Genomic DNA, 25,918 nt, shown 5'->3' with positions numbered 1-25,918 from the left:
GCATCAATCCATCAGATGGCTGCGGGGCAGGTAGCGCCCAGGTGTTCCAGGAACGGCCCCGACCGCCTTCAGGCGCCCAGGGCTCGATGCAGTGGCGCGGCCTCAGCCATTGAGCTGGTTGGAGAACTGCCCTACCGCATCCACCACCTTCTTCGCCCCTTCCTGGATCTCGTCGATCACCTGCCCGGTCTCGTCGGCCAGGCTCAGACCCTGCTCGGCCTGGCGCTTGCTGGTGTCGATGATGTCCACGGCCGCTTGCGCGAGCTGCTCGTTCTGCTGCACCACACGGGCGATCTCCTCGGTGGCGCTGCTGGTGCGCGAGGCGAGTTGGCGCACCTCGTCGGCCACCACGGCGAAGCCGCGCCCCTGTTCGCCAGCGCGGGCGGCCTCGATGGCCGCGTTGAGGGCGAGCAGGTTGGTCTGGCTGGCGATGTCGCTGATGGTCTTGATGATCGCGCCGATCACTTTCGATTGCTTGTCCAGCGCCTGGATGCCCTCGGCGGCGCGTTGCATCGACGCTTCCAGCCCGCGCATCACCTCGACGCTCTGGCTCATCACGCCGGTAGCCTTGTTGGCGCTGGCATCGGTGTCGAGCGAGGTCGAGTAGGCGATGTCGGCGGCCTGCGCCACGGCCTGCTCGCGGTTGACCTGGTCAGTGATCACGGTGGCGAACTTGACCACTTTGTAGAGCACGTCGTGGGCATCGAAGATCGGGTTGTACGAAGCTTCCAGCCATACGGTATTGCCGTGGGCATCGACACGTTTGAAGCGGTCGGCGATGTACTCGCCGCGCCGCAGCTTTTCCCAGAAGGCTTGGTAATCGGGCGAGTTGGCTTCCTGAGGCTCGCAGAACATGCGGTGGTGGCGGCCGCGCACCTGTTCGAGGCGATAGCCCAGCGATTGCAGGAAGCGGTCGTTGGCGGTCAGCACTTCGCCGTCGAGGGTGAACTCGATCACCGCCGTGGAACGCATCAGCGCCTTGATCAGGCTTTCGTGCTCGCGGGAGGTCTTGATGGTACGGGTGAGGTCGCTGGAGTGCAGGCTGAAGTACTTGAGGCGGCCATCGCTGCCACGCACCGGTTGCAGGATCGAGCGCAACCAGGCTTCCTCGCCGTCGCCGCGCAGCAAGCGGAAGGCGCCATGCAGGTGCTCGCCGCGCGTCAGGGCCTTGTGCATGCGCTGGTAAAAGTCCAGCGAGCGCACATGGCCCGGCACGAAATCTTCGAGGGCGCGGCCCAGCAGTTGTTCGGGTTTGTAGCGCATTTCCTTGGCGAAGTTTTCGTTGACGTGCTGAATGCGACCTTCCGGGTCGAGCTGGATGACCAGCATTTCACTGTCGAGGCTGTCCTTAACCTGCTCGACCGAAAGCAGGTCTTCACGCAGTTGCTGCATTTCCTGCTTCAATTTTTTGTTGAACATCACACTCACCCGAGCACCTGTCATTTGATGCTTATCCATCGGCTGGAGCCGCTCGGTTCTTGAGGGGTGCTCGATGAAATATTCTTCAGACCGCCATGCGCTACCGTTCAAGCATCTGCCATTTGGCTGTCACGCAATGGCAACGGGCTGGAGGGACACTTTTTGCATGAAAACCCCGCCTTTGCACATTGCCTTGGTCAGCGACACCTTCGCGCCCGAAATCAACGGCGTGGCCAATGCCCTGGCTCACCTGAGCGAGGGGCTACGCCAGCGCGGCCACCGTGTAGACATCGTTCGAGCGCGCCTGCCTGCCGATGTGGCCGGCCAGGAGGGAGTCGATCTGTCGCCGGTCACAGGCTGGCCCTGGTCAGGCTTTGCAGGCCTGCGCTGGAGTCGAGTGTCGATGCACAAGCTCTGGCGGCGCTGGCGAGGGCAACGGCCCGACGTGCTGTACATCGCCACCCAAGGTCCGCTCGGTGTGAACGCGTTGCGTGCAGCGCGGCGTCTGGGCATCGCGGTGGTCAGTGGCTTTCACACGGACTTCGCGCAATGCGCGGGGCGCTATGGCTCGGGTTTGCTGGCCCGCGCGCTGACTTGCTATTTGCGCGGTTTTCATCGCCGAACCGCGCTCACCCTGGTACCCAGTCTCAGTCAGCGCCTGGAGTTGCAACGCCGTGGCTTCGAGCGAGTAGAGCTGCTGGCGCATGGGGTCGACGCCCATTTGTTCAACCCTGCGCGGCGCAGCCGGTCGCTGCGCGAACACTGGGGGCTCGGGCCTGAAGACCTTGCCGTTCTGCACGTGGGCCGATTGGCGGCGCAGCACAACCTGGATCTGCTAGGTCCCTGCCTGGCGGCGTTGCAGCGTGCCTCCCCGCAGCGTCGTTTACGTTTGATAGTGGTCGGTGAGGGTCCGCAACGCGACGTGCTCGCGCAGCGCTGGCCCGACGCCGTGTTTTGCGGTGGACAACGGGGCGAAGCCCTGGCCGAGCATTACGCCAGTAGCGACCTGTGTCTGTTTCCCAGCCTGATCGACACCTTGGGTAGCGTGGTGCTCGAAGCCATGGCCTCGGGGCTGGTGGTGGTAGCGTTCGACCAGGCCGCCGCAGCTCAGCACATTCGACACGGCTACAACGGCGCCCTGGCCATGCCTGGCGACAGCGCCGGCTTCATCGAGGCGGCGTGCTGGCTATTCGAAGACCACGAGAGCGTGCGACGCGTGCGCCTCAACGCCCGACACCATGCCCTGCAGCAGGGCTGGCCGGGAGTCGTCGAACGGTTCGAAGAATACCTGGTGCAGGCGTGTCTGGCGCATGGCGCACAAGGGGCGCTGGACCGGGCCTATCCATGATGGACGAGCGCTGACCATACAATGCTCAGGCCAGCGCTTTCTCGATCGCCTGCACCACCGCCGGATCGTCCGGCGCAGTCCGTGGCGAAAAGCGCGCCAGCACGCGGCCGTCCTTGCCCACCAGGAACTTCTCGAAGTTCCAGCTGATGTCGCCCGGAAACTCCGCGCCCTCTCCGGCCAGCAAGCGGTACAGCGCATGCCGCTGTGGGCCGTTGACCTCGAGTTTGGCCGACAGCGGGAAGCTCACACCGTATTGCGTGTCGCAAAAGGTCTGGATGTCCTGTTCGCTGCCCGGCTCCTGGCCGGCGAACTGGTTGCACGGCAGGCCAAGCACGCTGAAGCCTTGGGCCTGATAGCGCTGCTGCAATTGCTCCAGAGCGGCATACTGCGGTGTCAGGCCGCATTTGGAGGCCACATTGACCACCAGCACCACCTGCCCCTTGAGCGGCGCGAGCGACAGCTCGCCGCCTTGCAGCGCCTGCAGCTTCACCTGATGAAATGCACTCATGAATCTCTCCCTCGATGGCTTCACGCATTGCGCTGCGGGCAAAGCGCGCCCAACAAAAAGGCGCCGGGCCAAGCCGGTCGACTTCCCTTGGGAATGTCCGGCTTGGCCGAGCGCCTGGCGACGTTCTGAGCTTAGCGCAGAACGATCAGTGGTGATGACCACCTTCGCCGTGCACATGGCCGTGGGCGACTTCTTCTTCGGAGGCGTCGCGTACGTCGACGACCTTGACCTGGAAGTTCAGACGCTGGCCGGCCAGCGGATGGTTGCCGTCGACGGTCACGTCGTCGCCATCGACGTCGCGGATGGTGACGATCTGCATCTGGCCGTCCGGTGCCGAAGCGTGGAACTGCATGCCCACTTCCAGCTCGTCGACGCCTTCGAACAGGCTGCGGTTGAGGGTGCTGACCAGTTCGGCCGAGTATTCGCCGTAGGCTTCTTCAGGCTCGACGGTGACGTTCAGTTCGTCGCCGGGCTGTTTGCCTTCGAGCTGTTTTTCCAGGCCCGGGATGATGTTCGAGGCACCGTGCAGGTACACCAACGGCGCACCGCCAGCGGAGCTGTCGATGACCTCACCCGCTTCGTTGGTCAGGGTATATTCGATAGAGACAGCCTTGTTGGCGGCGATCAGCATGGGGCGAGACCTTTGCAAAAGAATGTAGAACCTGGAAGTGTAACCAACGCATCGCCCGATTGCGAACCGGCCATGGCTCCGGCACGACCCAACGGTAGCCATGGGCGACCCAGCGGTCGGATTATCGGTTGGCAGCTCGACCAGGAGGGGCACTGGGTCGTGCAGCTCTCCTGCGGCCATACCCAGCACCTGCGCCACCAACCGCCTTGGCAATCACGTCCTTGGGTGCTCGACCCCCAGGCGCGGCGACGGCGCATCGGTCAGCCCTTCGCCTGCGGTTGGTGCGCCCAGAGGGTCGATAGCGCTACCCTTGCCGATCGATTCTGTGCCCGCCTACAGCCGAGACGCACACATGCAGACATTTTTCATCGCACCCACCGATTTCGCCGTCGGCCTGACCTCGATCAGCCTGGGCTTGGTGCGCACCCTGGAACGCGCCGGGCTCAAGGTCGGCTTCTTCAAGCCGGTGGCCCAGCCGCACCCCGGCGACACCGGCCCCGAACGTTCCACCGAGCTGGTGGCGCGCACCCATGGCATCCAGCCGCCCACCCCGTTGAGCCTGGCGCAGGTCGAGCGCATGCTCGGCGACGGCCAGCTCGACGAGCTGCTCGAAGCGATCGTGCGCCTGTACCAGCAAGCCTGCGTCGGTAAGGACGTGGTGGTGGTCGAGGGCATGGTGCCCACGCGGCACGCGAGCTACGCCGCACGGGTCAACCAGCACCTGGCCAAGAGCCTGGACGCCGAGGTGATCCTGGTGTCGGCACCGGAAAACGAGGTGCTCAGCGAGCTGTCCGGACGGGTCGAGCTGCAGGCGCAGCTGTTCGGCGGCCCGCGCGACCCGAAGGTACTGGGGGTGATCCTCAACAAGGTGCGTTCCGACGAGCCCATGGCCGACTTCGCCCAGCGCCTGCGCGAGCACTCGCCGCTGCTGCGCGGCGGCGATTTCCGTCTGCTCGGCTGCATCCCCTTCCAGGCCGAGCTGAACGCGCCGCGCACGCGCGACGTGGCCGATCTGCTCGGCGCCCAGGTGCTCAATGCTGGCGACTACGAACAGCGGCGCATGAACGCCATCATCCTCTGCGCGCGCACCGTGGCCAACACCGTGCCGCTGCTCAAGCCCGGCACCCTGGTGGTGACGCCGGGCGACCGCGACGACATCATCCTCGCCGTGAGCCTGGCCGCGATCAACGGCGTGCCCCTGGCCGGGCTGCTGTTGACCAGCGACAGCAAGCCCGATACACGCATCCTCGAGCTGTGCCGTGGCGCTTTGCAGGCCGGCCTGCCGATCCTGTCGGTGAGCACCGGCTCCTACGACACCGCGACCCGGCTCAATTCGCTCAACCGCGAGATCCCCATCGACGACCGCGAGCGCGCCGAAGTCATCACCGACTTCGTCGCCAGCCACCTGGACGCCACCTGGCTGCACCAGCGTTGCGGCACGCCCCGCGAGCTGCGCCTGTCGCCGGCGGTGTTCCGCTACCAACTGATCCAGCGGGCGCAGCAGGCCAACAAGCGCATCGTTCTTCCAGAAGGTGCCGAACCCCTGTTGGTCCAGGCCGCGGCCCTGTGCCAGACACGCGGCATCGCCCGTTGCGTATTGCTGGCGCGGCCCGAAGACGTCCAGGCCGTGGCCCGCGCCCAAGGCATCAGCCTGCCGCCCGACCTGGAGATCCTTGACCCGGAGTCGATCCGCAGCCGTTATGTGGAGCCGATGGTGGCCCTGCGCAAGAGCAAGAACCTCAACGCACCGATGGCCGAACAACAGCTCGAAGACCCGGTGGTGCTGGCTACGGTGATGCTGGCCCTGGGCGAGGTCGATGGGCTGGTTTCGGGCCTGGTGCACTCTACGGCCAACACCATTCGCCCGGCCCTGCAACTGATCAAGACCGCGCCGGGGTGCAGCCTGGTGTCTTCGGTGTTCTTCATGCTGTTCCCCGATCAGGTGCTGATCTACGGCGATTGCGTGATGAACCCCCACCCCAGCGCCGAGGAGCTCGCGGAAATCGCCCGGCAGAGCGCGGCGTCGGCGGACTCGTTCGGTATCGCGCCGCGGGTGGCGATGATCAGCTATTCCAGCGATTCGGCCAGCGACGAGGAAGTGGGTAAAGTGCGCGAAGCCACGCGCCTGGCGCAAAGCGCGGTACCAGGCCTGTTGATCGACGGCCCGTTGCAGTACGACGCCGCCGCCAACCCGGACGTCGCCCGCCAACTGGCGCCCGGCAGCGCCGTGGCCGGCCGCGCCACGGTGTTCGTGTTCCCCGACCTGAACACCGGCAACACCACCCACAAGGCCGTGCAGCGCAGCGCCGACGGCGTCAGCCTGGGGCCGATGCTGCAAGGGCTGCGCAAACCGGTGAACGATCTGCCGCGCGGCGCGCAGGTCGACGACATCGTGCACACCATCGCCCTGACCGCGATCCAGGCCAGCCAGGTGCTGTGAAACGCACAGCGGGGCAGTCGGTCTCCCGAACTGCCCCGCTGGCAACGGTGGTTCAGCGCATCAAGGGTATTGCTGCACCTGGCCTTGCTGTTGGGCCGGTTGCTGATAGTTTTGGCCGGGAATCGGCTTGAGGTTGACCTCCACACGTCGGTTCTGCGCACGGCCATTGGCGTCGGCGTTGCTCGCGACCGGCTGGTCCGGGCCGAGACCGCGCACGGTCACGCGCGAAGCGTCCACGCCTTGGGAGGTCAGGTAGGTACCCACCGACTGCGCGCGGCGCTGGGACAGGTCCATGTTGTGCTGACGAGCACCGGTGCTGTCGGTGAAGCCGACTACCTCGATGGTGTTCTGGTTGAACTGCTTGAACGAGGTCGCCAGGTTGTTCAACGGCGCGTAGAAGCTCGGCGCGATGCTGGCCGAATCGGTGGCGAAGGTGATGTTGCCAGGCATGATCAGCTTGATCTGGTCGCCTTCGCGCTGCACTTCCACGCCGGTGTTGGCCATGCTTTCGCGTAGGGCCTTTTCCTGGCGGTCGGCGTAGTAGCCATAACCGGCAGCGGCGGCGCCCACGGCGGCAGCGCCGATCAACGCCCCCTTGCCACGGTGGTTGTGGTCGATGGCAGCGCCTGCCACGGCACCCGCGAGGGCGCCCAGGCCACCGTACTTGGCGGTCTTGCTCATGCCGCTGGAGCCTTGCGCTTGGCCCTGGTTCTCGTAAGGGTTCTGGCTGGCACAGCCGGACATCAGCGCAGCCGCAGTGGCAAGGACGATCAAGGGACGCATGGAAAACATGGGCAAGCTCCTGAGGCAGGATGAAAAATTGCAGCGATCGGCGGGCGATCCGTACCGGGGTTGGAGTGTACCGGGGGAGGAAAATTCCCATACCGCTGGCGACAGGAGCGCTGAGCAAGTACTGCGACACTTCTATTCATGCAAAGGGAGGCCGCCTTTCCGATTGCCCCCTTACACTCTCAACCGGCTCTGACTTCATGCAAAAGTTCGGGATGGCGATCCAACACCTTCAGCAACTGCACCAGCGCCAATGGGGGCTTGGTTTTTCCAGTTTCATAACGTGAAAAAGCATTGACGCCTCCGCCGAACAACTCAGCGGCTTCGCGCTGATCGAGCAAGAGCTTTTTGCGCACCGTAGCGATGAAGACGGGATCGACGATCGCTGCGTTGACCTGTTTGGCAAAGGCGCCCATTTCCTTGATGACCCGATCCGACTCTTGCAAGCCGAGCACGGACTCATCACACGCCGGACAGAATTCGCCTGTGACGGATGAAATCGTGGTGGTTTCACCTTTGTAGACATACGGCAGGTCGCGCGTATCCTGGATCAGTTCCGCAGCGCCGCAAACAGGACATTTCATGTTCAAAGCTCCTTGAAGGACACGATCAGTACATCGTCTATGACTGTCAATTTCAGATACACATCCCCCACCCAGGCAGTCGTGCGATAGACGTCTTGCCAGATTGTGTGATCGGCATGAGTAGTCATGCTTTTGAAGAAATGCTTGGGTGCAAGCTCGTTCACGACGGCCAACATATCGACAAGCTCAAGACCCAGATCCAGTGCGCCTGTACGAGCGGCTTGGGTCGTGCGTACCTTACCCTGTGCAATCAACGCCTTGACGACGCTGAGTCTACAATGTGGCGTCCTTTTCTCCATCGCAATTAACCTACTAGGTTTTTTTGCGGGAGGTTAGCACAGCCAGACAGCCGGTAGGTCAGCGGACTCCGTACTGACATTCACTCATGCATTGCAGAAAGCTACCGCCTGGCCAGTAGATGCGATGAGGCCAGCGCATGCCAGCTTTCGCGCTCCAACGACTTTCAAGGCAAGTACAACTTGAACAACCCCCCCCCCAACTCCCCACCATTGGCGATCTCGATCCGCCCCTGCACCCCGCCCTGCTCGTGCAGCGCCGCGATGCGGGCGGCGAAGTACAGACCAAGGCCCGTGCTGCCGCTGCTCTGGTCGATGCCGGGCACGTAGTCGAGCTGTTGCTCGATCAGACGCTGTGGATAGCCTGGGCCGTCGTCATTGATGCAGATCACCAGCTCCGTACCGGCTTCTTCGATGCTCAGCACCAGCGCTTTGTCGGCATGGCGGATGGCATTGGTGAGCATGTTGGAGACCACCGAGGCCACCAGCTCGCGGTCGAAAAAGGCCAAAGGCGCTGCGCTGTCCAGGCGCCAGCTGGCGACGATGCCGCGGTGCTTGATGACATCCTCGTGGACGGCCAGTTGCGCTTCGAGGAAATCGTCCAGCTCGTGGTAGTCCGGGCAGATCGGCAGCTGGTTGACGTTCAGCTTGTACAGCCCGAGCAGTTGCACCAGCATGCCGTTGAGGTGGCTCAATTCATGCTCGACCACGCCCAGTTCGCTGCCTTCGCGCAACGCTTCGGGAATGCGTTCCAGCCATTGGTGATGGGCCTGGATCAGTGCCGAAAGCGAGTTCTTCATGTCGTGGACGGTGGAGGCGATCACCGTGGAGAAATCCAGCCCCTGGTCTGTCTGATTCATGCGCCGAACACTCGGATATGCAACTTGCGGTAACGATCGTAACGGCTGTCACCGGGTGGAATGCCAGCCACGCTGCCGAGGCAGGCGCGGCATTCCTCGATGACCTCCGGGGTCAGTTTGTCGCCGGCCACGCGCAGCAGCGCCTGGGCGGTATTCAACGCGATGCTGATGTTCTTGCCTTGCAGCGCCAAAGCGCGGCGGAACATGCCCAGCGCCAGTTCCAGGTGGCCGGCCTGATAGGCGCGCACGCCCTGGCGGTTGAGGTCCACGGCATCGGCCACGGCGTTGAGCACGTCGGGGTCTTCGGTCAGCTTGCCGACGCTTTCCATCACCTTCGGGTCGTCGCCGTAGGATTCGACGCAGGCCTTGAGTACCGACTTGGCGGCCGCGCCCTGGCCCATGGCCTTCATCTGCGCCGCGACGGTCAGCGCCGATTCGACGGAGAAGAACTGGTTCATCTTGCCCAGCCGCTGCACGGCCTGCTCGGTGAGCTTGGCGGCCGACTCGGCGTCGCCGGCCTGCACCAGGCTGGCGGCCTTCATCATGCGCGCACGCACCTGCATGCCCTGGTCTTCGGGATAGTCCTTGGCCACTTCGCCCAGCGCGTTGTTGATTTCCACCCGCGTGCGCGCATCCAGCCCGCCCGCGCTGCGGCTCATCAGCGCCTGGGCCAGGCCGAGGTTGCTTTCCGGGTCTTTGTAGCGCGAGCTTTGCCCTTGGTTCACCGCCTGGCGGAAGGCCTTGGCGGCGCTGTCGAAATCCTCGTTCTCGTAGGCCAGCTTGCCCAAGGTCGCCTGGCGCTTGACCGACAGCGGCGACAAGCGCACCGCTTCTTCCAGCAGGCCTTGCGCGCGGCGGTTGTCGCCCTGGGCGATCAGTACCTCGACCATGCCGTCGTACAGGTTGGGCATGATCGGGAAGGCCTTGAGCGCCTGCTCGAACACGCCCTGGGCCTGGGCATTGCGTCCGCGCTTGTGCAACAGCTTGCCGAGCGCCGCGTACACCCAGGGCTGCGGGCGGCTGGAGAGGATGGCGGTGAGGTACTTTTCCAGTTCGTCGAAACGGTTCAGGTCGCGCAACGCGTCGGCCCGGTAGCGCAGGCACAGCGGCGCGAAGCGTGGGTCCTGCTTGCACACCTCGGTGCAGGCCGCCAGCACCTCGGCCGGCCGGCCGCGGTCCAGCGCTTGCAGGATGGGCTTGAGCAAGGCTTTGCGCTGTACCAGCTTCTCCAGCCGCTGGGCCAGGCCGACACGGTTGAACGGCTTGGTGATGTAGGCGTCGGGCTCGTGCTCCAGGGCGCTGAGCACGATCGACTGGCTGCTCTCGGCCGTGACCATGACGAACACGCATTCGTGGCTGATCTGCTTGTCGAGGATCAGGTCTTCGAGCACCTGCTGGCCGTTCTTCTTGCCATCGCCGAGGTGGAAATCCTGGAGGATGAAGTCGTAGCGCTTTTGCGCACACAGGCGTATCGCCTGCTCGCCACTGTCGGCGGTATCGACTTCACGGGCACCCAGCTCACGCAGCATGGAGCGTGTCGCGGTGCGAAAATCCGTGTAGTCGTCGACGATCAGAAAGCTTTTTTGCCCGTACTGCAGCATCAACACGCCCTGTTGTAGTGGGAAGTTGGACATAGGGTGCGCGCGAACGCGTAGCCGCCGGCCTGTGTATCGGCCGGCGGCGCGAAAGCTGAATAGAAAATCTGAGGCGATGAGCAGACAGGACGGCGCCACCCATCGCAATCGCTACGACCACTGCCGTGTTGGAGGCTCCATGGTTGCAGACAAGTCTCTCGAGGCCACCTTGTCGGAGCGGCTTCAGCCGCGATGGCCTGCGCAGCAGGCCCAATGGCTGCGATCGGTTTCGGTCAAATGTTCGACGGTGTCTGAAATAGGCCGGCGGCTCGGCCCGTGTCAGGGCGGCGGTGCCGCCCATCGCGGCTGAAGCCGCTCCAACAGGAGCGGAGCGCCGAACCGGCCGCCCCAACAGGAATCCCGTCAAGCGTTCGCCGGCCCCAGCAGCGCTGGTTTCAACGCACGCCGTCCTGGCGCAGGGCCGCTGGCTGGAAGTCGCTCTTGTTGGCGCTGAAGCCGAAGTCGTACGCGCGCTTCTCTTCGTTCTTCATGCCCAAGGCCAGGTAGCGCTTGGATTGCAGGTCGTAGATCGCCTCCAGGGTGTACCACGGCACCTGGACGTTGTAGTAGGGCTGCGCATGGGCTTCCGAGACCCGCCACAGCTGGCCGCGGCCATCGTACTGGTCGATCACCGCCGCTTGCCAGGTGTCTTCGTCGATGTAGAAGTCGCGCTTGGCATAGATGTGCCGCTGGCCGGGCTTGAGGGTCGCGACCACGTGCCACACGCGGCGCAGTTCGTAACGTGTGAGGTCCTGATTGATGTGCCCGGCCTTGACGATCTGCTCGTACTTGAGGCTGGGCGAATCGAGCTTGAAGGCGTTGGACGCGATGTACAGCTCCTGCTTGCCCTCCAGCTTCCAGTCGTAGCGGTCGGGGGCGCCGTTGAACATGTCGAGGTTGTCGGAGGTGCGCAGGCCGTCGGCCGCCGTGCCCGGCCCGTCGTACGACACCTGCGGCGCCTGCCGCACGCGGCGCTGGCCGGCGTTGTAGATCCAGGCCTTGCGTGGATCCTTGACCTGGTCGAGGGTCTCGTGGACCAGCAACACCGTGCCGGCCAGGCGGGCGGGCGCGGTGACCTTCTGCTTGAAGTAGAACAGCACGTTGCCCGGGTTGGCCGGGTCGTAATCCTTGAGGCGGTCGCGGAAGACGAACTGGTCCTGGAACGACACGGCGCTGTAGGAACCGTTCTGCTGCGGCGTCACTTGCGCCACCAGGCGCGTGACGCTGCCGCCGCGGTAACGGGTGATGTGGTTCCAGATCACCTCCAGGCCCGACTTGGGCAGAGGGAAGGGAATCGCGGTCTGGAAATCCTGCAGGCCGTTGCCGCCCTCGACCAGTTTGGTGTTCGTGGCGTTCTGCTTGATCGCGGCGAACACCTCGTCAGGTACCGTGGCGCCGCGGTGGGTCTTGTACACCGGCAGCCGGTAGGTGTCAGGGTAGCTCTTGAACATCGCCAACTGGCCGGGCGACAGCTTGGCCTTGTATTGCTCGACGTTCTGCGCGGTGATGGTGAACAGCGGTTTCTCGCTGCCGTACGGATCGGCCAGGAAACCTTTGCCGTCGACGCTGCCGGCGGTCTTGGACAAGGGCTCCCAAGGCCCGATCGAGCCATCGGCGTTGCCGGCTTTCTCGGCGCCCATGGGCGTCAGGGTGGTGCCGAGCTTGGCCGCTTCTTCGGCGGAAACGGCCGCCAGGACGTTACTGCTGAGCAAGGACAGGCCGAGGGCACCGGCGCAAAACAAGCGTGAGGAAGTCTTCATGCGTTTGTCATCCCGATCGAGTGCTTAGAAGTTCACGCCGAAGCTGAGGGCGACGAAGTCGCGGTCATCCACGGTGCTGTACTTGCCGTCGAAGAAATTGGTGTAGGACAGGCTGGTGGTGTAGGTGTTCTGGTACTCGGCGTCCACCCCCAGGCTGACGGCCTTGCGGCCTTCCTCGAAATTGCCGCCAGGGCCTGGCGAATAGCCGGACACGTCGTGGGACCAGGCCACGCTGGGCTTGAGGTTGACCCCGGCGAAGACGTCCGGGTATTCCCAGATCACCCGCGTGCGGTAACCCCATGAGGTGCTGGTGGTGTAACCGTCGTTCTCGCACTTGCGGTTGAGGTTGGCCGTGGACGCGCCTGCGCCCGCCCCGGCGATGGTGCTGGCGTTGAGCGCCTGGCAGGTGTCCTGCCCGCCGGTGGCCGGCAAGGGGCCGGGGCCGAACACCGGGTCGCGGCCGTAACGGGTGTCATAGGCGCTTTCCAGCCCGCCCACGTGGGTCACGCCCAATTCCCCGACCAGGGTCATGCGGCTTGCGCCCATCACCTGGTCGAAGAAGTGCGTGAGGGTGGTCTGGAACTGGGTCACTTCCTTGCGTCGGTAGCCGTGCAGGTCCTGGCCCGGCACGCCGTTGAGCAGAGAGGCGTTGCTCAGCGCTCCACCCAATGGCCGTACCCCGGAATAGAGGATGTCGGTGGTGTTGAGCTGCACCGGTGCATTGGGCCGGTAGCTCACCTCCCCGCTCCAGGCCGTACCGGTGGGCAGCGTGGTGGAGAAGCTCAGGCCGTACAGGCGGATGTCTTCCGGGTACTCGACGAAATATTGCGAGCTCCCGGCGATGACCAAGGGGGCCAAGGGCCGCAAGGCCGCCGGCAGGCCGCCCACGCCGCGGAACGCCGAGACCGGCGCGCCGGTGGCGCTGAAGATCGGCGCACGGCTGTGGTAGTTCATGAAATAGGCGCCGAACTCGGTGTCCAGCGGCTCGAACATGTAGCGCAAGGCCACGCCGAACTGGCCGCTGTCGCGGGCATCGCGATCCGCGCCGCGGCGCACCAGCACGCCCTCTTCGTTGGCGCTCACACCCTGGCTGGCGAGAAAGCCCCGGGCGGCGGCCGGCAAGGTACGGCTGCTGTTGAGCACGCGCAGGTTGCCGTCGCAGCCGTCGGCGATGATGTCGGCCTGGGAGAAGAAGGTGCCGCAGTTGTCCACCACGGTCTGGTCCCATTCCAACTGGTAGAAGGCTTCGGCGGACAGGTTGTCGGTCAGGCTCTGCGACACGTAGAACATGTTGACCGGAATCAGCCCTTCCTTGATCTCGGCGCCGGGCCGACGGAAGGCCGACACGTCGATGGGGTTGATGGCGTTGATGCCGTTGCCGATGAAGGTGCTTTCGCCCCAGCTCACCACCTGCTTGCCGAAACGCACCGAACCCGGTTGATCGCCGATCGAATAGTTGTGGTAGACGAAGGCGTCGAGCAGTTCGGCGCCCGACGACTTGGCGCCTTCCTTGCGGTTGGAGTCGCTGATGTCCTTGAACTCGCGGCCTTCGTCTTTCAACTCGAAGTCGTACCAGTACTTGCCGCGCACGAACACGCCGGTGTCGCCGTACTTGAGTTCGAGGTCGTGGATGCCTTTGAATATCTTCGAGAAGGTCTCGCCGCGCTTGAAGTTCAGGTGGCCATCGTCGGAGGTCTGCGACAGGCCCTTGCCGCCGTTGTTGACGCCGATCAGGTTCCTGTTGGGGCTGGCCGTGGACCAACTGGCGCCGATCGACAGCGACGAGTCGAACTGGCCCTCGATCTCGCCGATGTTGAAGTTGACCCCGAACGCAGGGCCGGCAAGGGTTGAAGCGAGGCTGGCAGCCAGGGGCAACTTGGCCCGGCGCCAGAGGATGTTGGCAGATTTCATCGACCCTACTCCGTGTCGTTTCTTGTTATGGCAACGAGTGCGTTCAGCGATGGTCCAGGCATGCTCAGGCGCAGGCGCTTCATCCGCTTGCGAACATCCCCTGCCGAGACTGAAGCCAGCCCGTGCAGCGGCCCAGGTGCCCCAGACGCGAGCTGTACATCCACCTTTCGGCGCTACAGGCGAGCGGGCCTGGGCGCAATGAAGCATGGCTGATTTCTACACAATGGCAAGGTGCCACTCAGTTGCCGCACGCGGTGCCGCATTATGCCCAGCCTGGGTGCCGATCACACGCCCGAGCGCAATGCACCGCCCCGCTGAACGGCCCTGCGCGACCAGCCGAAGTCGGTGTCCGATAAAGGCCTCGAGCGCCTCCGCAAATCGATGGGCATTTGCGCTTGATCCCCCCGACGCGCCTTGTCCGCCGCCTGTTGCCCGCCTTGACACCCCCACCCCCTTCAGGTTGATTGACACCCCCTGCCCTTCCAACCGACCACCGGAGCCACCCATGCCCAGTCTGCGTCGCGCCGTTTTTCTCGACCTTGCCTCCCTCGACCTGGGCGATCTCGACCTCGCTCCGCTGTCCAGCGCCTTCGACGAGCTGCGTCTGCACGACGCCACTGCGCCAGACGAGGTCGCGCAGCGTCTACAGGGCGCCAAGGTGGTCATCACCAACAAAGTGGTGATCGACGCCGACGTGCTGGCCGCCAACCCGCAGGTGCAACTGATTCTGGTGGCCGCCACCGGCACCAACAATGTCGACCTCAAAGCCGCACGCGCCCAGGGTGTCACGGTGTGCAACTGCCAGGGCTACGGCACACCGTCGGTCGCCCAGCACACCCTGGCCCTGCTCCTGGCCTTGGCCACGCGCCTGTGCGACTACCAACACGCGGTCGCCGATGGCCGTTGGGCCAGTGCCAAGCAGTTCTGCTTGCTCGACTTCCCCATCCTCGAACTCGAAGGCAAGACCCTCGGCCTGCTCGGCCATGGCGAGTTGGGCGGTGCGGTGGCGCGCCTGGCCGAAGCCTTCGGCATGCGTGTGCTCAGTGGCCAGGTACCTGGCCGTCCAGCCCGTGACGACCGCCTGCCGCTAGCCGAACTGCTGCCGCAGGTCGATGCGCTGACCTTGCATTGCCCGCTCACCGAGCAGACGCGAAACATGCTCGGGGCTGCCGAGCTGGCCTTGCTCAAACCGGGCGCGCTGGTGGTCAACACGGCACGTGGCGGACTGATCGACGAACAGGGGCTGGCCGACGCCCTGCGCAGCGGCCACGTGGGCGGAGCGGCGACCGATGTGCTGAGCGTCGAACCCCCCGTCAACGGCAACCCTTTGCTGGCTGGCGACATTCCACGCTTGATCGTCACGCCCCACTCGGCCTGGGGTGCGGTAGAGGCGCGGCAGCGCATCGTCGGCCAGCTTGCCGAGAACGCCCAGGCGTTCTTCGCCGGGCAGCCGCGCCGTACGGTGGGCTGAGGGCGCTCGCGCGGCTCTGTTACACTCCGCGCTTTTTTCCAGGAGACGCCGTCCATGGACCCGCGCAGTGAAGTGTTGCTCCGTCAGGCAGAGCTGTTCCAAGGCCCGCTGCTGATCGCAGGGGTCGCCCCGGACGACCTGCTCGGTCGCCTGCCCAACGCCCAGGGCTGGACCTGGCACGCCGGCGACCATGCCCTGCTCGACAGCCGCTTCGCCGGGCGCAGCCACTATGGCACCGAGGTACCGGCAGTGGACTTCGCAGCGGCGGTGGTGTTTCTGCCCAAGTCCCGCGAGCTGGCCAGTTACCTGCTCGAGTCGCTCGCCGCGCGGCTGCCCGGACGCGAACTGTTCCTGGTCGGCGAAAAACGCGGCGGCATCGAAGGCGCTGCCAAGACCCTGAAAGCCTTCGGCACTGCGCGCAAGCTCGACAGTGCCCGCCACTGCCAGCTGTGGCAGGTCAGCGTCGAACAGGCCCCTGTCGCGCCGGTGCTGAACGATCTGGCCCAGCGCTTCGAACTGCCGCTGGCCGACGGCCCGTTGCAGGTGCTCAGCCTGCCCGGCGTGTTCAGCCATGGCCGCCTGGACCGCGGCACGGCGCTGCTGTTGCAGCATCTGGACGGATTGCCGACCGGCAAGGTCCTGGATTTTGGCTGTGGAGCCGGGGTGCTGGGTGCAATCGTCAAGCGCCGCTACCCCGAAAGCCAGGTGACGCTGCTGGACGTCGACGCCTTCGCCGTGGCCAGCAGCCGTCTGACGCTGGCGGCCAACGGTCTGGATGCGGACGTCATCAGTGGCGACGGCATCGACCATGCGCCGGTCGAACTGGACCTGATCCTGAGCAATCCGCCGTTCCACACCGGGGTCCACACGGACTACCGCGCCTCGGAAGCCTTGATGGAAAAATCAGGCGAACATCTGCGAAAAGGCGGCGAAATGCGCTTGGTCGCCAACACTTTCCTACGTTACAAACCGCTGATCGAAGCCGCTTTGGGGAACTGCGCCGTCCTCACCGAAGACGCCGGCTTCCGCATTTACCAGGCAACGCGCCGCTGACAATCAGCGCTTGCCGAATGCGCTCGGCCTAGGCAGAATCCGCTCCGTCCTAGGGGAGTAGTCTCCCGCGAGCCCAGCGCTCGCCCGGTACGCGTCAACATGCTTGGTCCTCCGACCATGGCGCGTGCGACCCAAGGACCCGCACAGACGGGTCCAGGGTTTGACAAGACCTATGACACGCACACCTTACCCGGGGCGGGGAGGTCGTACGTGTCATAGCCGTGTCGACCCGCCCCCGTAGGAACCCTGATGTTGGAATCCCTGCTGGTCCCCACCGCCATCGTTGCCCTCGCCGAAATCGGCGACAAGACGCAACTGCTCGCCCTCATTCTCGCCGCGCGCTTCCGCAAGCCCTGGCCGATCATCGCCGGCATCGTCGCCGCCACCCTCGCCAACCATGCCGCCGCCGGTGCCGTGGGCGCCTGGTTCAGCAGTTTCTTCAGCGAAGCGGTGCTGCACTGGATACTGGCCGCCAGCTTCACCGCTACGGCGTTGTGGACCCTGGTGCCGGACAAGATGGACGACGACGAGGCCGGCAACACACGGCGTTTCGGCCCGTTCCTGACCACCCTGATCGCCTTCTTCCTGGCCGAGATCGGCGACAAGACCCAAGTGGCCACGGTCATGCTGGCGGCGCAGTATCCGGATTTGATCATGGTCATCATCGGCACCACGCTGGGCATGTTGATCGCCAACGTGCCGGTAGTGCTGGCGGGCAATTTCGCGGCCGACAAGCTGCCGCTGACGCTGATTCGGCGCCTGGCGGCGACGGCATTCGTGGTCTTGGCGTTGGTGGCGGTGTATTCGGCGATGAAGACCAGCGGCTGGGTGGGCTGATCGCGCCGCAGGTGTCGGTTGGGGCGGGTCTGACGTGCAGACCTGCCCCAACGCGAGCTGGCGGGTCTGTTACTTCTTCGCCGCCTGGTACAGCGGCATCACCTTCGGAATGGCCGCCTGCAGCGCGGCGATCCGGCTTTCCGAGGCCGGGTGAGTGCTCATGAACTCGGGCGGCGAACCTTCGGAAGCCTGGCTCATCTTGTTCCACAAGGTGATGGCAGCGTTGGGGTTGTAGCCGCCACGGGCCGCCAGTTCCAGGCCGAGCAGGTCGGCCTCGTTCTCGTTGGCACGGCTGTTGGGCAGGGTCATGGCGTAGTTGACCACGGTGTCGGCCATGGCCAAGCTGCCCTCGCCCAGGCCGAGCAAGGCGCCGGCGCCATTACGTGCCATCTGCACGCCATAGGCTTTGGACATGGCTTCGCGGCCGTGCTCGCGCAAGGCGTGGGCAATCTCATGGCCCATGACCGCAGCGATTTCGTCGTCGGTCAGCTTGAGCTTATCGATCAGCCCGGTGTAGACGATGATCTTGCCGCCGGGGCCGCAGTTGGCATTGAGCTCGTCGCTCTGGATCACGTTGACTTCCCACTTCCACTGCGCCGAATCGGGACGCAGTTTCGGCGCCTGGGCGATCAGCCGGTCGGCGATGGCCTGGACGCGACGCGCATCGGCGGTGTTTTTGGCCAGAGCGCCCTGGCTCGACGCTTCGCTGAGGGTCTTCTGGTACGACTGGGCGTACATCTGGTTGACTTCGTCGGTCGAGAGCATGCTGAACATGTATTGCTTGCGTTGCACGCCCACCGAGTCGCCCGAGGTGGTGTTCACCGCCTGGCAGCCGCCCAGCACGACGCCTGCGCTCAGCAGGCTGACGAGAAAGATCTTACGCATTGAGAAACTCCTTTTTACGTGGCGCCTATCCTAGGCGCACAGGTGGGGCGCCGCTAGGGTCTGGTTGGCGAATTTGCCGATGCACGCTCAAGCAGGTGTCAGGCACTGCGGCGCATCGAGGTTGGGATCATTGACCAGGTTGGCCAGGGCGCGTTCCCGAAGCGTGGCCGGCGGTTGCGCGAGCAACTCCTGCAAGCGCGCCAGCGGTGTCTCGGCGTCGAGCCAGGCGGCCTGGCCGGCGGCATCGAGCAGCAGCGGCCGGCGCTGGCTCATCGCCGCCTGGGTGACCATCGCACAGCTGAGCCAGACCTGTTCCTGCACCGGGTAGGCTTCCCAGATGGCGGCCATGTACAGCGTCGCGCCCTCGCCCGAGGTCAGCCAATAGGGACGCTTGCGCACATTGCCGCGCCATTCGTAGAAACCGTTGGCCGGCATCAGGCAGCGACGTTGGGCGAAGGGTTCGCGGAACATCGGCTGGTCGGCCAGGGTTTCGGCGCGGGCGTGGGCCGGGGTACGGGTCATGTCGGTGAGCCAGGGCGGGGTCAGCCCCCAGCGGGCACGGGCGAGCGACGGTTCGCCGTCGAGACGGCGCTGGATCAGCACCGAAGCACCGGGGGCGATGTTCCAGTGCGGCTGCTGGTCGCCGGGAAAACCGGGCAGCGCGGCGAATGAGGGGGACCAGCGGAACAGCGCGTAACGTCCAGACATGGGAAATACGAGAACCTAGCAGATGAGCGTACCGGGATAGCTGTCCGGTTCGTCGCCCGGCATGGGCTGGGCGGCATTGTACGCATCGATCAGCTGCCGTGCGTAACCGGCCTGCTCGTCGGCCACGGCAAGGCCTAGCAGGCCATGGATCGGCACTTCGCCCGTGGCGCCGACCAGGTCGCGCCCGGCGAGGAACACGTCGATTCCCTCGCTGGCCAGCATGCCGATCAGCATTTGCGCTTCCATGAGGTTTTCCGGTTCGTAGATGCGCTGCATCAGGCGTCGTCCTCGCGTCGGGTTTCGAGCCACCACTGGTCGCCGTCGACCTGCAACACGAACACCACCGGCTGGCAACAGACCTGGCAGTCTTCGGTATACACCTGATCCCCGGCCGACAGGTCGACCAGGGTTTGCACCGACTCACCGCAATACGGGCAATCGTACCCATCCTCTTCCAGCATCGCGGTCTCCCTATGGACTTGTGCGTATAATCGCCGTTCTGTCTGCAGGGCCTGCGGGCGACCGAGCCATTTCTCGGGCCCTGCCCTGCCTCTATCACCTTAGCCGTTTCCAACAAGAGAGCATGATGGGCGAATTCGATGCCATCCGACCCTATGACGACGCTGAAGTCCCTGCCGTTCTGGCGCGCCTGCTCAGCGATCCGGCCTTTCTGGACCTCCTTACCCGTTACCGCTTCCCACGCGCCGCCGGTGCCTTCGGCTGGCTGCTCAAGCCGCTGATCGCCCGCCGCCTGCGCCAGCAGTTCGCTGGCGTCACCTGTGTGTCGACCTTGCAGGACAAGGTCGAGCACTATGTCGACCAGACCATCGACAACGCCACCGATGGCGTGACCTATACCGGTGTGGAGCAGCTCAAGTCCGGCACGCCGTACCTGTTCCTGGCCAACCACCGCGACATCGTCATGGACCCGGCCTTCGTCAACTACGCGGTCTACCATGCCGGCCTGCCGACGCCGCGCATCGCCATCGGCGACAATCTGCTGCAGCGGCCCTTCGTCAGCGACATGATGCGCCTGAACAAGAGTTTCATCGTGCACCGCTCACTGAGCGGGCGCCGGGAAAAGCTCGCGGCCTTTCAGTTGCTGTCGGCCTACATCAACCATTCGATCCGCAACGACGGCGCTTCGATCTGGATCGCCCAGGCCGAGGGCCGGGCCAAGGACGGCGACGACCGTACCGATTCGGCGATCCTCAAGATGTTCCACATGAGCCGCAAGGACGAACCCTTCGGCGCCGTGATCCAGAGCCTGAACCTGATCCCCGTGTCGATCAGCTACGAATACGACCCTTGCGACCTGGCAAAGGCCCGCGAGTTGTACATCCGCGCGACGACCGGCAGCTACAGCAAGACGCCAGGCGAAGACGACAACAGCATCGGCCTGGGCATCACCGGTTACAAAGGCCGGGTGCACATCCACTTCGCGCCGCCGGTCACCGCCTACCACGAAGACACCAAGCAACTGGCCCAGGCCATCGACCGGGATATTCTCGGCGGCTATCGCCTGTTCCCGGTGCACTACCTGGCCTACGCCATGTGGGCCGACAGGGACGAGGCCTTGCAGGTGCCCGGCGCCGAGCAGGTATTCCCGGCCGACGAACTGGAGAAGGCCAAGGCCCAATGGCAAGCCCGTCTGGAGGCCTGCCCGGTCGAGCAGCGGCCTTACCTGGTGCTGCAATACGCCACGCCCGTGCGCAACCAGTACCAGGTCAAACAGCAGAACGCCGTGGCCTGCTGAACCCCAGCGCTCCCGGTCAAGGCGACCGGGGGCTTGAATTTCCGCTGTCACACGCTCGTCATTGAGAGAGGCCAGGCTATCGGCCTTCTCGAAACGGAGTGTGACCATGCTGCACGCCCAGAACCAGGACCGCCTCTACCTGATCGCCCAGAGCGACGAACAGCAGGCATTGATCGACGGCTTCGCCATCAATGTCCAGGACCGCCAGTGGCTGGTGTATTGCGCCCTGGGCGGTCATAGCCACGAGGACCTGCCCGACGTGGATCTGCTGACCGGCATCAGCGTGCTGGACCTGCACGTGCAGGCGGCCTGAATCGCAGCCACGAAAAAGCCCGCGATCGCGGGCTTTTTCCATGCAGAAGGACTGACTTACTGGGCCAGCATCTGGCTGATGGTCTGGTCCTTGAACAGACGCGTCAGCGCATCGCTGAGCACATCGCCGACCAGCTTGTTGTTGGTGTCCTGGTTCGGCGCCATACCGAAGCGCTGATCCAGCGAAGCGCCGTAGCGACCGCTGTAGTTGCGACCCCCGTTGACCACGTCGGCACGGAAGGTGGCACCGATGGTGGCTTCGGTCACGTACATCTTGTCCTTGGGTGACTGGTACTTGAGCTCGGCCAGGGTCACGGTCAGCTTGGGCGCGTTGGACGAGCCGGCGCTAGGTGTGAAGCCCAACAGGCGTACGGCCGCTTCGGCCTGGGCTTGCAGCTTGGGCAGCACGTCGTTGCCGCTGACGCTGATGGTGCTGGTTTCCGGGTACATGCCACCACGCGTGCCGAGCGATGGCGAGGATCGGCCGTCGACCACCCTCACCACCACAGGCTGGCCGTGCCCGACGGGCGCCAACGCGGCGGTGATCTTGGGCTGCGGGCTGAGTTGCTGCGGGCTGTGGGCACATCCGGCCAGGCCGAGGCCGGCTACCGCGATCAAACCGAACAACAGACGTTGCAACATGCGCGTTTCTCCAGAAAAGGCCGCAAAGGGCGACAGTATACGCACGCCCCGAGCGGCCAGCCATTGGCCCGATGCACTTGTCACAATGCTTTAACCGGCTGAGGCTAACCTCGCTTGCAGCCACCCCCGACAGGAATCGCTGCCATGACCTCGCTCTGGAACCTGCTGTTCAAGCGCCCACGTCGCCGCACCTATGTTCGTCTCGACGCCCAGGGTCGTTGCCTGGCCTTCAAGCAATGCGCCGCCCGCCCCGATACCGGCACGTGGGTCGAGGTCATGGAAATGCGCCTGGCCTGGCTGGATCGGCCCTTGCCGCAAAGCGCCAGGGTTTGCCGCAATGCAAACGGGCATTGGCAGCCACACAGTCTCCCCGCCTGACAAACGTCGCAATAAAATCCCTTTCGGGCGACTTTTCTGCCCACGACCTGGCTATAATCTGGCCCCGATTATAAGGACGTCTCCTGATCGGGCCCCCGCATCCGCCGTTTACCTCGGCACCTACACCGCCTCGCCCACAGAGAGCCTTCCACTCAGGCCACGGTGGCTGTCGCCTGCAATTTGCCAGGCGCGGTCGCACATGGACCTGCGGGTTGCCAGCGCGCAGCTCGCCTTTTGAGGTTCACGTTTCCAAAAGGACGTGAAAAACGGGTTATTCACTACTTCACAAGAGTGTGGCGAGCAATGAACAGTCTGGCATGTGTACACGCGGTAGAAGCGTCTCCATCAGCGCCGAACAGGCGGCCGACGTGCCCATCGAAAGTGGGCGCCGAGGCCGGTGCATAACGCACGCAGGGCACCTTGACCATAAGTCGAATTGCCGCAGGCAGGGCAAAAAGCGTTCAATAGACGAACGTAAGGGCTTATTGGCGGTGTCGGCGAGCATTGCAAGAACTGCGAAACGTCGGACATGGCGATCCTGGCATCCCGGGAATCCTGTGCTGTCAATTAGGTGCTGTAGATTGTGGAGACGCGGTAATGGCGCAGAACGAATCGGTTGATGTGGTACTGGTAGGCGCAGGCATCATGAGTGCCACCCTGGCCGTACTGCTCAAGGAGCTCGACCCCACCCTCAAGCTGGAAGTGGTCGAAGCCATGGACTCGGGGGCCGCAGAAAGCTCCAACCCTTGGAACAACGCAGGCACCGGCCACGCGGGCCTGTGCGAGCTGAACTACACCCCGCAAGCGGCCGATGGCAGCATCGACATCAAGAAGGCCGTGCATATCAACACGCAGTTCGAGGTCTCGCGGCAGTTCTGGTCGTACCTGATCAAGAACGGCAGCCTCGGCGCACCCCGCGATTTCATCAACCCGATTCCGCACCTGAGCTACGTCGAAGGTGACAAGGGCATCGCCTTCCTCAAGAAGCGCTTCGAACTGCTCAAGCAACACCATGCCTTCGCCGAAATGGAATACACCGAAGACAAGGCCGTGATGCAGCAGTGGATGCCACTGATGATGCCAGGCCGCCCGGCCGACCAGCACATCGCCGCCACCCGCGTCATGAAAGGCACCGACGTCAACTTCGGCGCCCTGACCAACCAACTGCTCAAGCACCTGGGCCAGACCCAGGACGCGCAGGTCAAGTACAGCAAGAAGGTGACCGGCCTGCGGCGCAACGGCAGCGGCTGGACGGTGACCGTCAAGGACGTCAACGGCGGCGGCAGTCGCGAGGTCGATGCCCGTTTCGTCTTCCTCGGCGCCGGTGGCGCGGCGCTGCCGCTGTTGCAGGCCTCGGGCATCCCGGAAAGCAAGGGTTACGGCGGCTTCCCGGTCAGCGGCCAGTGGCTGCGCTGCGACAACCAGGACATCGTTCGCCAGCACCAGGCCAAGGTCTACAGCCAGGCCGCGGTCGGTGCGCCGCCGATGTCGGTGCCGCACCTCGACACCCGCGTCGTGGACGGCAAGACCTCGCTGCTGTTCGGCCCCTATGCCGGCTTCACCACCAAGTTCCTCAAGCATGGCTCGTTCACCGACCTGCCCTTCTCGGTGCGCATGGGCAACATCGGCCCGATGCTCGCGGTGGCCCGCGACAACATGGATTTGACCAAATACCTGGTCAGCGAAGTGATGCAGTCGATGGAGCAGCGTCTGGAATCGCTGCGCCGCTTCTACCCCGAGGCCAGGGCCGAAGACTGGCGTCTGGAAGTGGCAGGCCAGCGTGTGCAGATCATCAAGAAAGATCCGAAAAAAGGCGGCGTGCTGCAGTTCGGCACCGAACTGGTCGCAGCCCAGGACGGCAGCCTGGCGGCCCTGCTCGGCGCCTCGCCTGGCGCTTCGGTGACGGTGTCGATCATGCTCGAGCTGATCGAGCGCTGCTTCCCCGATCAGGCCAAGGGTGCTTGGGCGGCCAAGCTGCAAGCGATCTTCCCGGCCCGCGAGAAAGCGTTGGCCACCGATGCCGCGCTGTACCGGCGCATCAGCGCAGACAACGATGCCACGCTGCGTATGGTGGAGACCCATCCGGCGCAGGACTATGCCTGATCCGTCTGCATGAAAAAAACGCCCTTCGGGGCGTTTTTTTTGGGTGCTGCTTTGTGGCCGCGAAACTTCAGCGCCGGGCTTTGTCGATGATCTCGATGTATTCGGGCGCCGTGCGCTGGTCGGCGATCTGCTCGGCGAAGGTCTGGCCTTGCGCGTCCTTGCCGTCCAGATCGAAGCCGGCTTCGACGAAGAAGCCGACGAAACGCTCGAAGTCGTCGATGCGCAGGCCGCGGTAGGCCTTGACCAGCTTGTGCAGCGAGGGCGAAGTCACGCCATCGGCAGGCTCGAACTGCAAAAAGGCCTTGATGTACTCATCGCTGATCTCATCACCAATTACCTGCTTCTTGTCTTTACGCATCAAAGGCTCCGGCTGAATTCGGTCACAGAACGTCAAAGCGCCGCAGTGTAACCCTGCGCGCCGATCGCCCTCAACGCGTACGTACCATGCCGGTGTGCAAGTCGGCCCAGATGTGGCCGTTGTCGTAGGTGAGGAACTGCACGTAGACGGTCTCGTTGCGCAGCAGGTCCATGATCACCCGGTAGTCGCTGACCGGGTAGGTCAGGGTCAAGCGCCGCGAGGCTGGATCGTAGAGCGGCTTTTTCAGGCTCTTGCCGCCTTCGGCATCGAAGGTCAGCAGCACCTGACTCAGGGTGGCGCCTTTGTTGAGCGGCTTGCCCTTGAGCGCGATCTGCAGACTGGAGGTGATAGGAATCGGCTGCTGGTCGGACTGCCGCTGCGCCCCGACCACCACCGTATAGTCGGTGACTTGCAGCAACTGCTGGGCGTTGGGCGCCTGTTCACGCAGGGACTGATCGTCCGGGGGCAGGAACTGGCTATGCAGGGGCGCGGCGGATAACGGCAGGCTGACGGCCAGCAGCAGCGGAACGAGTGCGCGCATTGGAAGGCTCCTTGGCATGAGCCGCCAGCCTAGCACACCCCATCGCGCGCCGATTCACACGCGTAATGCTGGGCCAGCCCGGTGCGCGGAGACGTCCGGCGGACCGGGCTGGCGAAACATCACATCCCTTTGACGGCAAAGATGCCATTGGCATTGCGCCAGTAGCCTTTGTAGTCCATGCCATAGCCGAAGATGTAACGGTCGATGCATGGCAAGCCGACGAAGTTGGCCTTGAGCTCGGGCCGCGCCTTGCGGTCGTGGTCCTTGTCGATCAGCACGGCGGTGTGCACGGCGCGAGCGCCGGCATGCTTGCAGAAGTCGACGATGGCGCCCAGGGTATGGCCCTCGTCGAGGATGTCGTCGACGATCAGCACATCGCGGTCGATGAACGAGACTTCCGGCTTGGCCTTCCAGAACAGCTCGCCGCCGCTGGTCTGATTGCGGTAGCGGGTGGCGTGCAGGTACGAGGCTTCGAGCGGGAACTGCAAGTGGGTGAGCAGTTTGCCGGCGAAGATCAGGCCGCCGTTCATGACGCAGAACACCACGGGGTTCTTGTCGTGCAGTTCGCGGGAAATGTGCTCGCCGACCTTGGCGATGGCGGCTTCCACTTCGGCTTCGGTGTACAGGCAGTCAGCCTCGTGCATGACTTGACGGATATGCTCGAGATCAGCGGACATGGCGCGCTCCAGGGGCG

The 25,918-nt window shown here is 64.4% G+C and carries 26 protein-coding genes and 3 pseudogenes; 10 read left to right on the top strand and 19 right to left on the bottom strand.

Annotation, left to right across the window (positions count from 1 at the left end; genetic code table 11):
- Positions 1-102: 102 nt before the first annotated feature.
- A pseudogene (locus AA0Z93_RS11210) lies at positions 103-498 on the bottom strand (methyl-accepting chemotaxis protein); the annotation flags it as partial.
- Between the two features lie 144 nt (positions 499-642).
- A pseudogene (locus tag AA0Z93_RS11205) lies at positions 643-1,329 on the bottom strand (PAS domain-containing protein); the annotation flags it as partial.
- A gap of 256 nt (positions 1,330-1,585) precedes the next feature.
- Between AA0Z93_RS11205 and AA0Z93_RS11200 the strand changes: the two are divergent.
- Positions 1,586-2,767, top strand: a complete 1,182-nt coding sequence (locus AA0Z93_RS11200; RefSeq protein ID WP_413048873.1) for a glycosyltransferase family 4 protein — start codon at positions 1,586-1,588, stop codon at positions 2,765-2,767.
- Positions 2,768-2,792: 25 nt separating this feature from the next.
- Here AA0Z93_RS11200 and AA0Z93_RS11195 read toward each other — a convergent pair whose 3' ends face one another.
- Together AA0Z93_RS11195 and AA0Z93_RS11190 are read right to left on the bottom strand one after the other, a co-directional pair.
- Positions 2,793-3,275, bottom strand: a complete 483-nt coding sequence (locus tag AA0Z93_RS11195) for a glutathione peroxidase (RefSeq protein ID WP_413048874.1) — start codon at positions 3,273-3,275, stop codon at positions 2,793-2,795.
- Between the two features lie 145 nt (positions 3,276-3,420).
- Positions 3,421-3,906, bottom strand: coding sequence for an FKBP-type peptidyl-prolyl cis-trans isomerase (locus AA0Z93_RS11190; protein WP_413048875.1), 486 nt, complete (start codon positions 3,904-3,906; stop codon positions 3,421-3,423).
- On the opposite strand from AA0Z93_RS11190, the pseudogene AA0Z93_RS11185 reads away from it, so the two are divergent.
- Positions 3,905-4,218, top strand: a pseudogene (locus AA0Z93_RS11185) (DUF3565 domain-containing protein); the annotation flags it as partial. The gene AA0Z93_RS11190 and the pseudogene AA0Z93_RS11185 overlap by 2 nt on opposite strands.
- A gap of 40 nt (positions 4,219-4,258) precedes the next feature.
- Positions 4,259-6,346, top strand: a complete 2,088-nt coding sequence (gene pta / locus AA0Z93_RS11180; RefSeq protein WP_413048876.1) for a phosphate acetyltransferase — start codon at positions 4,259-4,261, stop codon at positions 6,344-6,346.
- Positions 6,347-6,406: 60 nt separating this feature from the next.
- Here pta and AA0Z93_RS11175 read toward each other — a convergent pair whose 3' ends face one another.
- The 7 genes from AA0Z93_RS11175 to AA0Z93_RS11145 all read right to left on the bottom strand — a co-directional run bounded on the left by AA0Z93_RS11175 (position 6,407) and on the right by AA0Z93_RS11145 (position 14,180).
- On the bottom strand, positions 6,407-7,138 hold the full coding sequence (locus tag AA0Z93_RS11175) for an OmpA family protein (RefSeq protein WP_413048877.1): 732 nt from the start codon (positions 7,136-7,138) through the stop codon (positions 6,407-6,409).
- A 179-nt stretch (positions 7,139-7,317) separates the two neighbouring features.
- Entirely contained in the window at positions 7,318-7,719 is a 402-nt protein-coding gene (locus AA0Z93_RS11170) for a type II toxin-antitoxin system MqsA family antitoxin (RefSeq protein ID WP_413048878.1), read from the bottom strand.
- Between the two features lie 2 nt (positions 7,720-7,721).
- On the bottom strand, positions 7,722-8,018 hold the full coding sequence (locus tag AA0Z93_RS11165) for a type II toxin-antitoxin system MqsR family toxin (RefSeq protein WP_413048879.1): 297 nt from the start codon (positions 8,016-8,018) through the stop codon (positions 7,722-7,724).
- Positions 8,019-8,182: 164 nt separating this feature from the next.
- Positions 8,183-8,875, bottom strand: a complete 693-nt coding sequence (locus AA0Z93_RS11160; protein WP_413048880.1) for a sensor histidine kinase — start codon at positions 8,873-8,875, stop codon at positions 8,183-8,185.
- Positions 8,872-10,476: a response regulator gene (locus AA0Z93_RS11155; protein ID WP_413049028.1), complete on the bottom strand. Its 1,605-nt coding sequence runs from the start codon at positions 10,474-10,476 to the stop codon at positions 8,872-8,874. The genes AA0Z93_RS11160 and AA0Z93_RS11155 overlap by 4 nt, the downstream gene beginning before the upstream one ends.
- A 428-nt stretch (positions 10,477-10,904) precedes the next feature.
- Positions 10,905-12,269, bottom strand: coding sequence for a DUF1329 domain-containing protein (locus AA0Z93_RS11150; protein ID WP_413048881.1), 1,365 nt, complete (start codon positions 12,267-12,269; stop codon positions 10,905-10,907).
- A 24-nt stretch (positions 12,270-12,293) separates the two neighbouring features.
- Positions 12,294-14,180: a DUF1302 domain-containing protein gene (locus tag AA0Z93_RS11145; RefSeq protein WP_413048882.1), complete on the bottom strand. Its 1,887-nt coding sequence runs from the start codon at positions 14,178-14,180 to the stop codon at positions 12,294-12,296.
- A 505-nt stretch (positions 14,181-14,685) separates the two neighbouring features.
- Between AA0Z93_RS11145 and AA0Z93_RS11140 the strand changes: the two genes are divergently transcribed.
- From AA0Z93_RS11140 to AA0Z93_RS11130, 3 genes are all read left to right on the top strand, one after another.
- Entirely contained in the window at positions 14,686-15,651 is a 966-nt protein-coding gene (locus AA0Z93_RS11140) for a 2-hydroxyacid dehydrogenase (protein ID WP_413048883.1), read from the top strand.
- 54 nt (positions 15,652-15,705) lie between these two features.
- Positions 15,706-16,704, top strand: a complete 999-nt coding sequence (locus AA0Z93_RS11135; protein ID WP_413048884.1) for a methyltransferase — start codon at positions 15,706-15,708, stop codon at positions 16,702-16,704.
- Positions 16,705-16,956: 252 nt separating this feature from the next.
- Positions 16,957-17,541: a TMEM165/GDT1 family protein gene (locus tag AA0Z93_RS11130; protein WP_413049029.1), complete on the top strand. Its 585-nt coding sequence runs from the start codon at positions 16,957-16,959 to the stop codon at positions 17,539-17,541.
- A 69-nt stretch (positions 17,542-17,610) separates the two neighbouring features.
- On the opposite strand, the gene AA0Z93_RS11125 is transcribed toward AA0Z93_RS11130, so the two are convergent.
- The 4 genes from AA0Z93_RS11125 to AA0Z93_RS11110 all read right to left on the bottom strand — a co-directional run bounded on the left by AA0Z93_RS11125 (position 17,611) and on the right by AA0Z93_RS11110 (position 19,595).
- The gene (locus tag AA0Z93_RS11125; protein WP_413048885.1) at positions 17,611-18,426 is read right to left on the bottom strand and encodes a M48 family metallopeptidase; all 816 of its coding nucleotides are present in this window, start codon (positions 18,424-18,426) and stop codon (positions 17,611-17,613) included.
- 87 nt (positions 18,427-18,513) lie between these two features.
- On the bottom strand, positions 18,514-19,134 hold the full coding sequence (locus AA0Z93_RS11120) for an SOS response-associated peptidase (RefSeq protein WP_413048886.1): 621 nt from the start codon (positions 19,132-19,134) through the stop codon (positions 18,514-18,516).
- Between the two features lie 15 nt (positions 19,135-19,149).
- Positions 19,150-19,410, bottom strand: a complete 261-nt coding sequence (locus AA0Z93_RS11115) for a putative signal transducing protein (RefSeq protein WP_413048887.1) — start codon at positions 19,408-19,410, stop codon at positions 19,150-19,152.
- On the bottom strand, positions 19,410-19,595 hold the full coding sequence (locus AA0Z93_RS11110; protein WP_413048888.1) for a CPXCG motif-containing cysteine-rich protein: 186 nt from the start codon (positions 19,593-19,595) through the stop codon (positions 19,410-19,412). The genes AA0Z93_RS11115 and AA0Z93_RS11110 overlap by 1 nt, the downstream gene beginning before the upstream one ends.
- 125 nt (positions 19,596-19,720) lie before the next feature.
- On the opposite strand from AA0Z93_RS11110, the gene AA0Z93_RS11105 reads away from it, so the two are divergent.
- Together AA0Z93_RS11105 and AA0Z93_RS11100 are read left to right on the top strand one after the other, a co-directional pair.
- Complete coding sequence (locus AA0Z93_RS11105) at positions 19,721-20,890, top strand: 1-acyl-sn-glycerol-3-phosphate acyltransferase (RefSeq protein ID WP_413048889.1); 1,170 nt, start codon at positions 19,721-19,723, stop codon at positions 20,888-20,890.
- A 106-nt stretch (positions 20,891-20,996) separates the two neighbouring features.
- Positions 20,997-21,203 (top strand): hypothetical protein, encoded by a 207-nt coding sequence (locus tag AA0Z93_RS11100; RefSeq protein WP_413048890.1) that lies wholly within the window; start codon positions 20,997-20,999, stop codon positions 21,201-21,203.
- A gap of 56 nt (positions 21,204-21,259) precedes the next feature.
- On the opposite strand, the gene AA0Z93_RS11095 is transcribed toward AA0Z93_RS11100, so the two are convergent.
- Positions 21,260-21,844, bottom strand: coding sequence for a YajG family lipoprotein (locus AA0Z93_RS11095; RefSeq protein WP_413048891.1), 585 nt, complete (start codon positions 21,842-21,844; stop codon positions 21,260-21,262).
- A gap of 144 nt (positions 21,845-21,988) precedes the next feature.
- On the opposite strand from AA0Z93_RS11095, the gene AA0Z93_RS11090 reads away from it, so the two are divergent.
- Together AA0Z93_RS11090 and mqo are read left to right on the top strand one after the other, a co-directional pair.
- Positions 21,989-22,222 (top strand): hypothetical protein, encoded by a 234-nt coding sequence (locus tag AA0Z93_RS11090; RefSeq protein WP_413048892.1) that lies wholly within the window; start codon positions 21,989-21,991, stop codon positions 22,220-22,222.
- 597 nt (positions 22,223-22,819) lie between these two features.
- On the top strand, positions 22,820-24,325 hold the full coding sequence (gene mqo / locus AA0Z93_RS11085; protein ID WP_413048893.1) for a malate dehydrogenase (quinone): 1,506 nt from the start codon (positions 22,820-22,822) through the stop codon (positions 24,323-24,325).
- Positions 24,326-24,392: 67 nt separating this feature from the next.
- On the opposite strand, the gene AA0Z93_RS11080 is transcribed toward mqo, so the two are convergent.
- The 3 genes from AA0Z93_RS11080 to AA0Z93_RS11070 form a co-directional block, all read right to left on the bottom strand.
- Positions 24,393-24,683 carry a PA4642 family protein gene (locus AA0Z93_RS11080; RefSeq protein ID WP_413048894.1) on the bottom strand — a complete coding sequence of 97 codons (291 nt, stop codon included), beginning with the start codon at positions 24,681-24,683 and terminating at the stop codon, positions 24,393-24,395.
- Between the two features lie 70 nt (positions 24,684-24,753).
- Entirely contained in the window at positions 24,754-25,224 is a 471-nt protein-coding gene (locus AA0Z93_RS11075; protein ID WP_413048895.1) for a hypothetical protein, read from the bottom strand.
- A gap of 119 nt (positions 25,225-25,343) precedes the next feature.
- Positions 25,344-25,901 (bottom strand): hypoxanthine-guanine phosphoribosyltransferase, encoded by a 558-nt coding sequence (locus AA0Z93_RS11070; RefSeq protein ID WP_296265668.1) that lies wholly within the window; start codon positions 25,899-25,901, stop codon positions 25,344-25,346.
- Positions 25,902-25,918 lie beyond the last annotated feature (17 nt).

Source organism: Pseudomonas phoenicis (assembly GCF_047302395.1).
GTDB lineage: Bacteria > Pseudomonadota > Gammaproteobacteria > Pseudomonadales > Pseudomonadaceae > Aquipseudomonas.
Note: the sequence above shows the minus strand (reverse complement) of the source record. Positions and strands in the feature narration are given on the sequence as shown.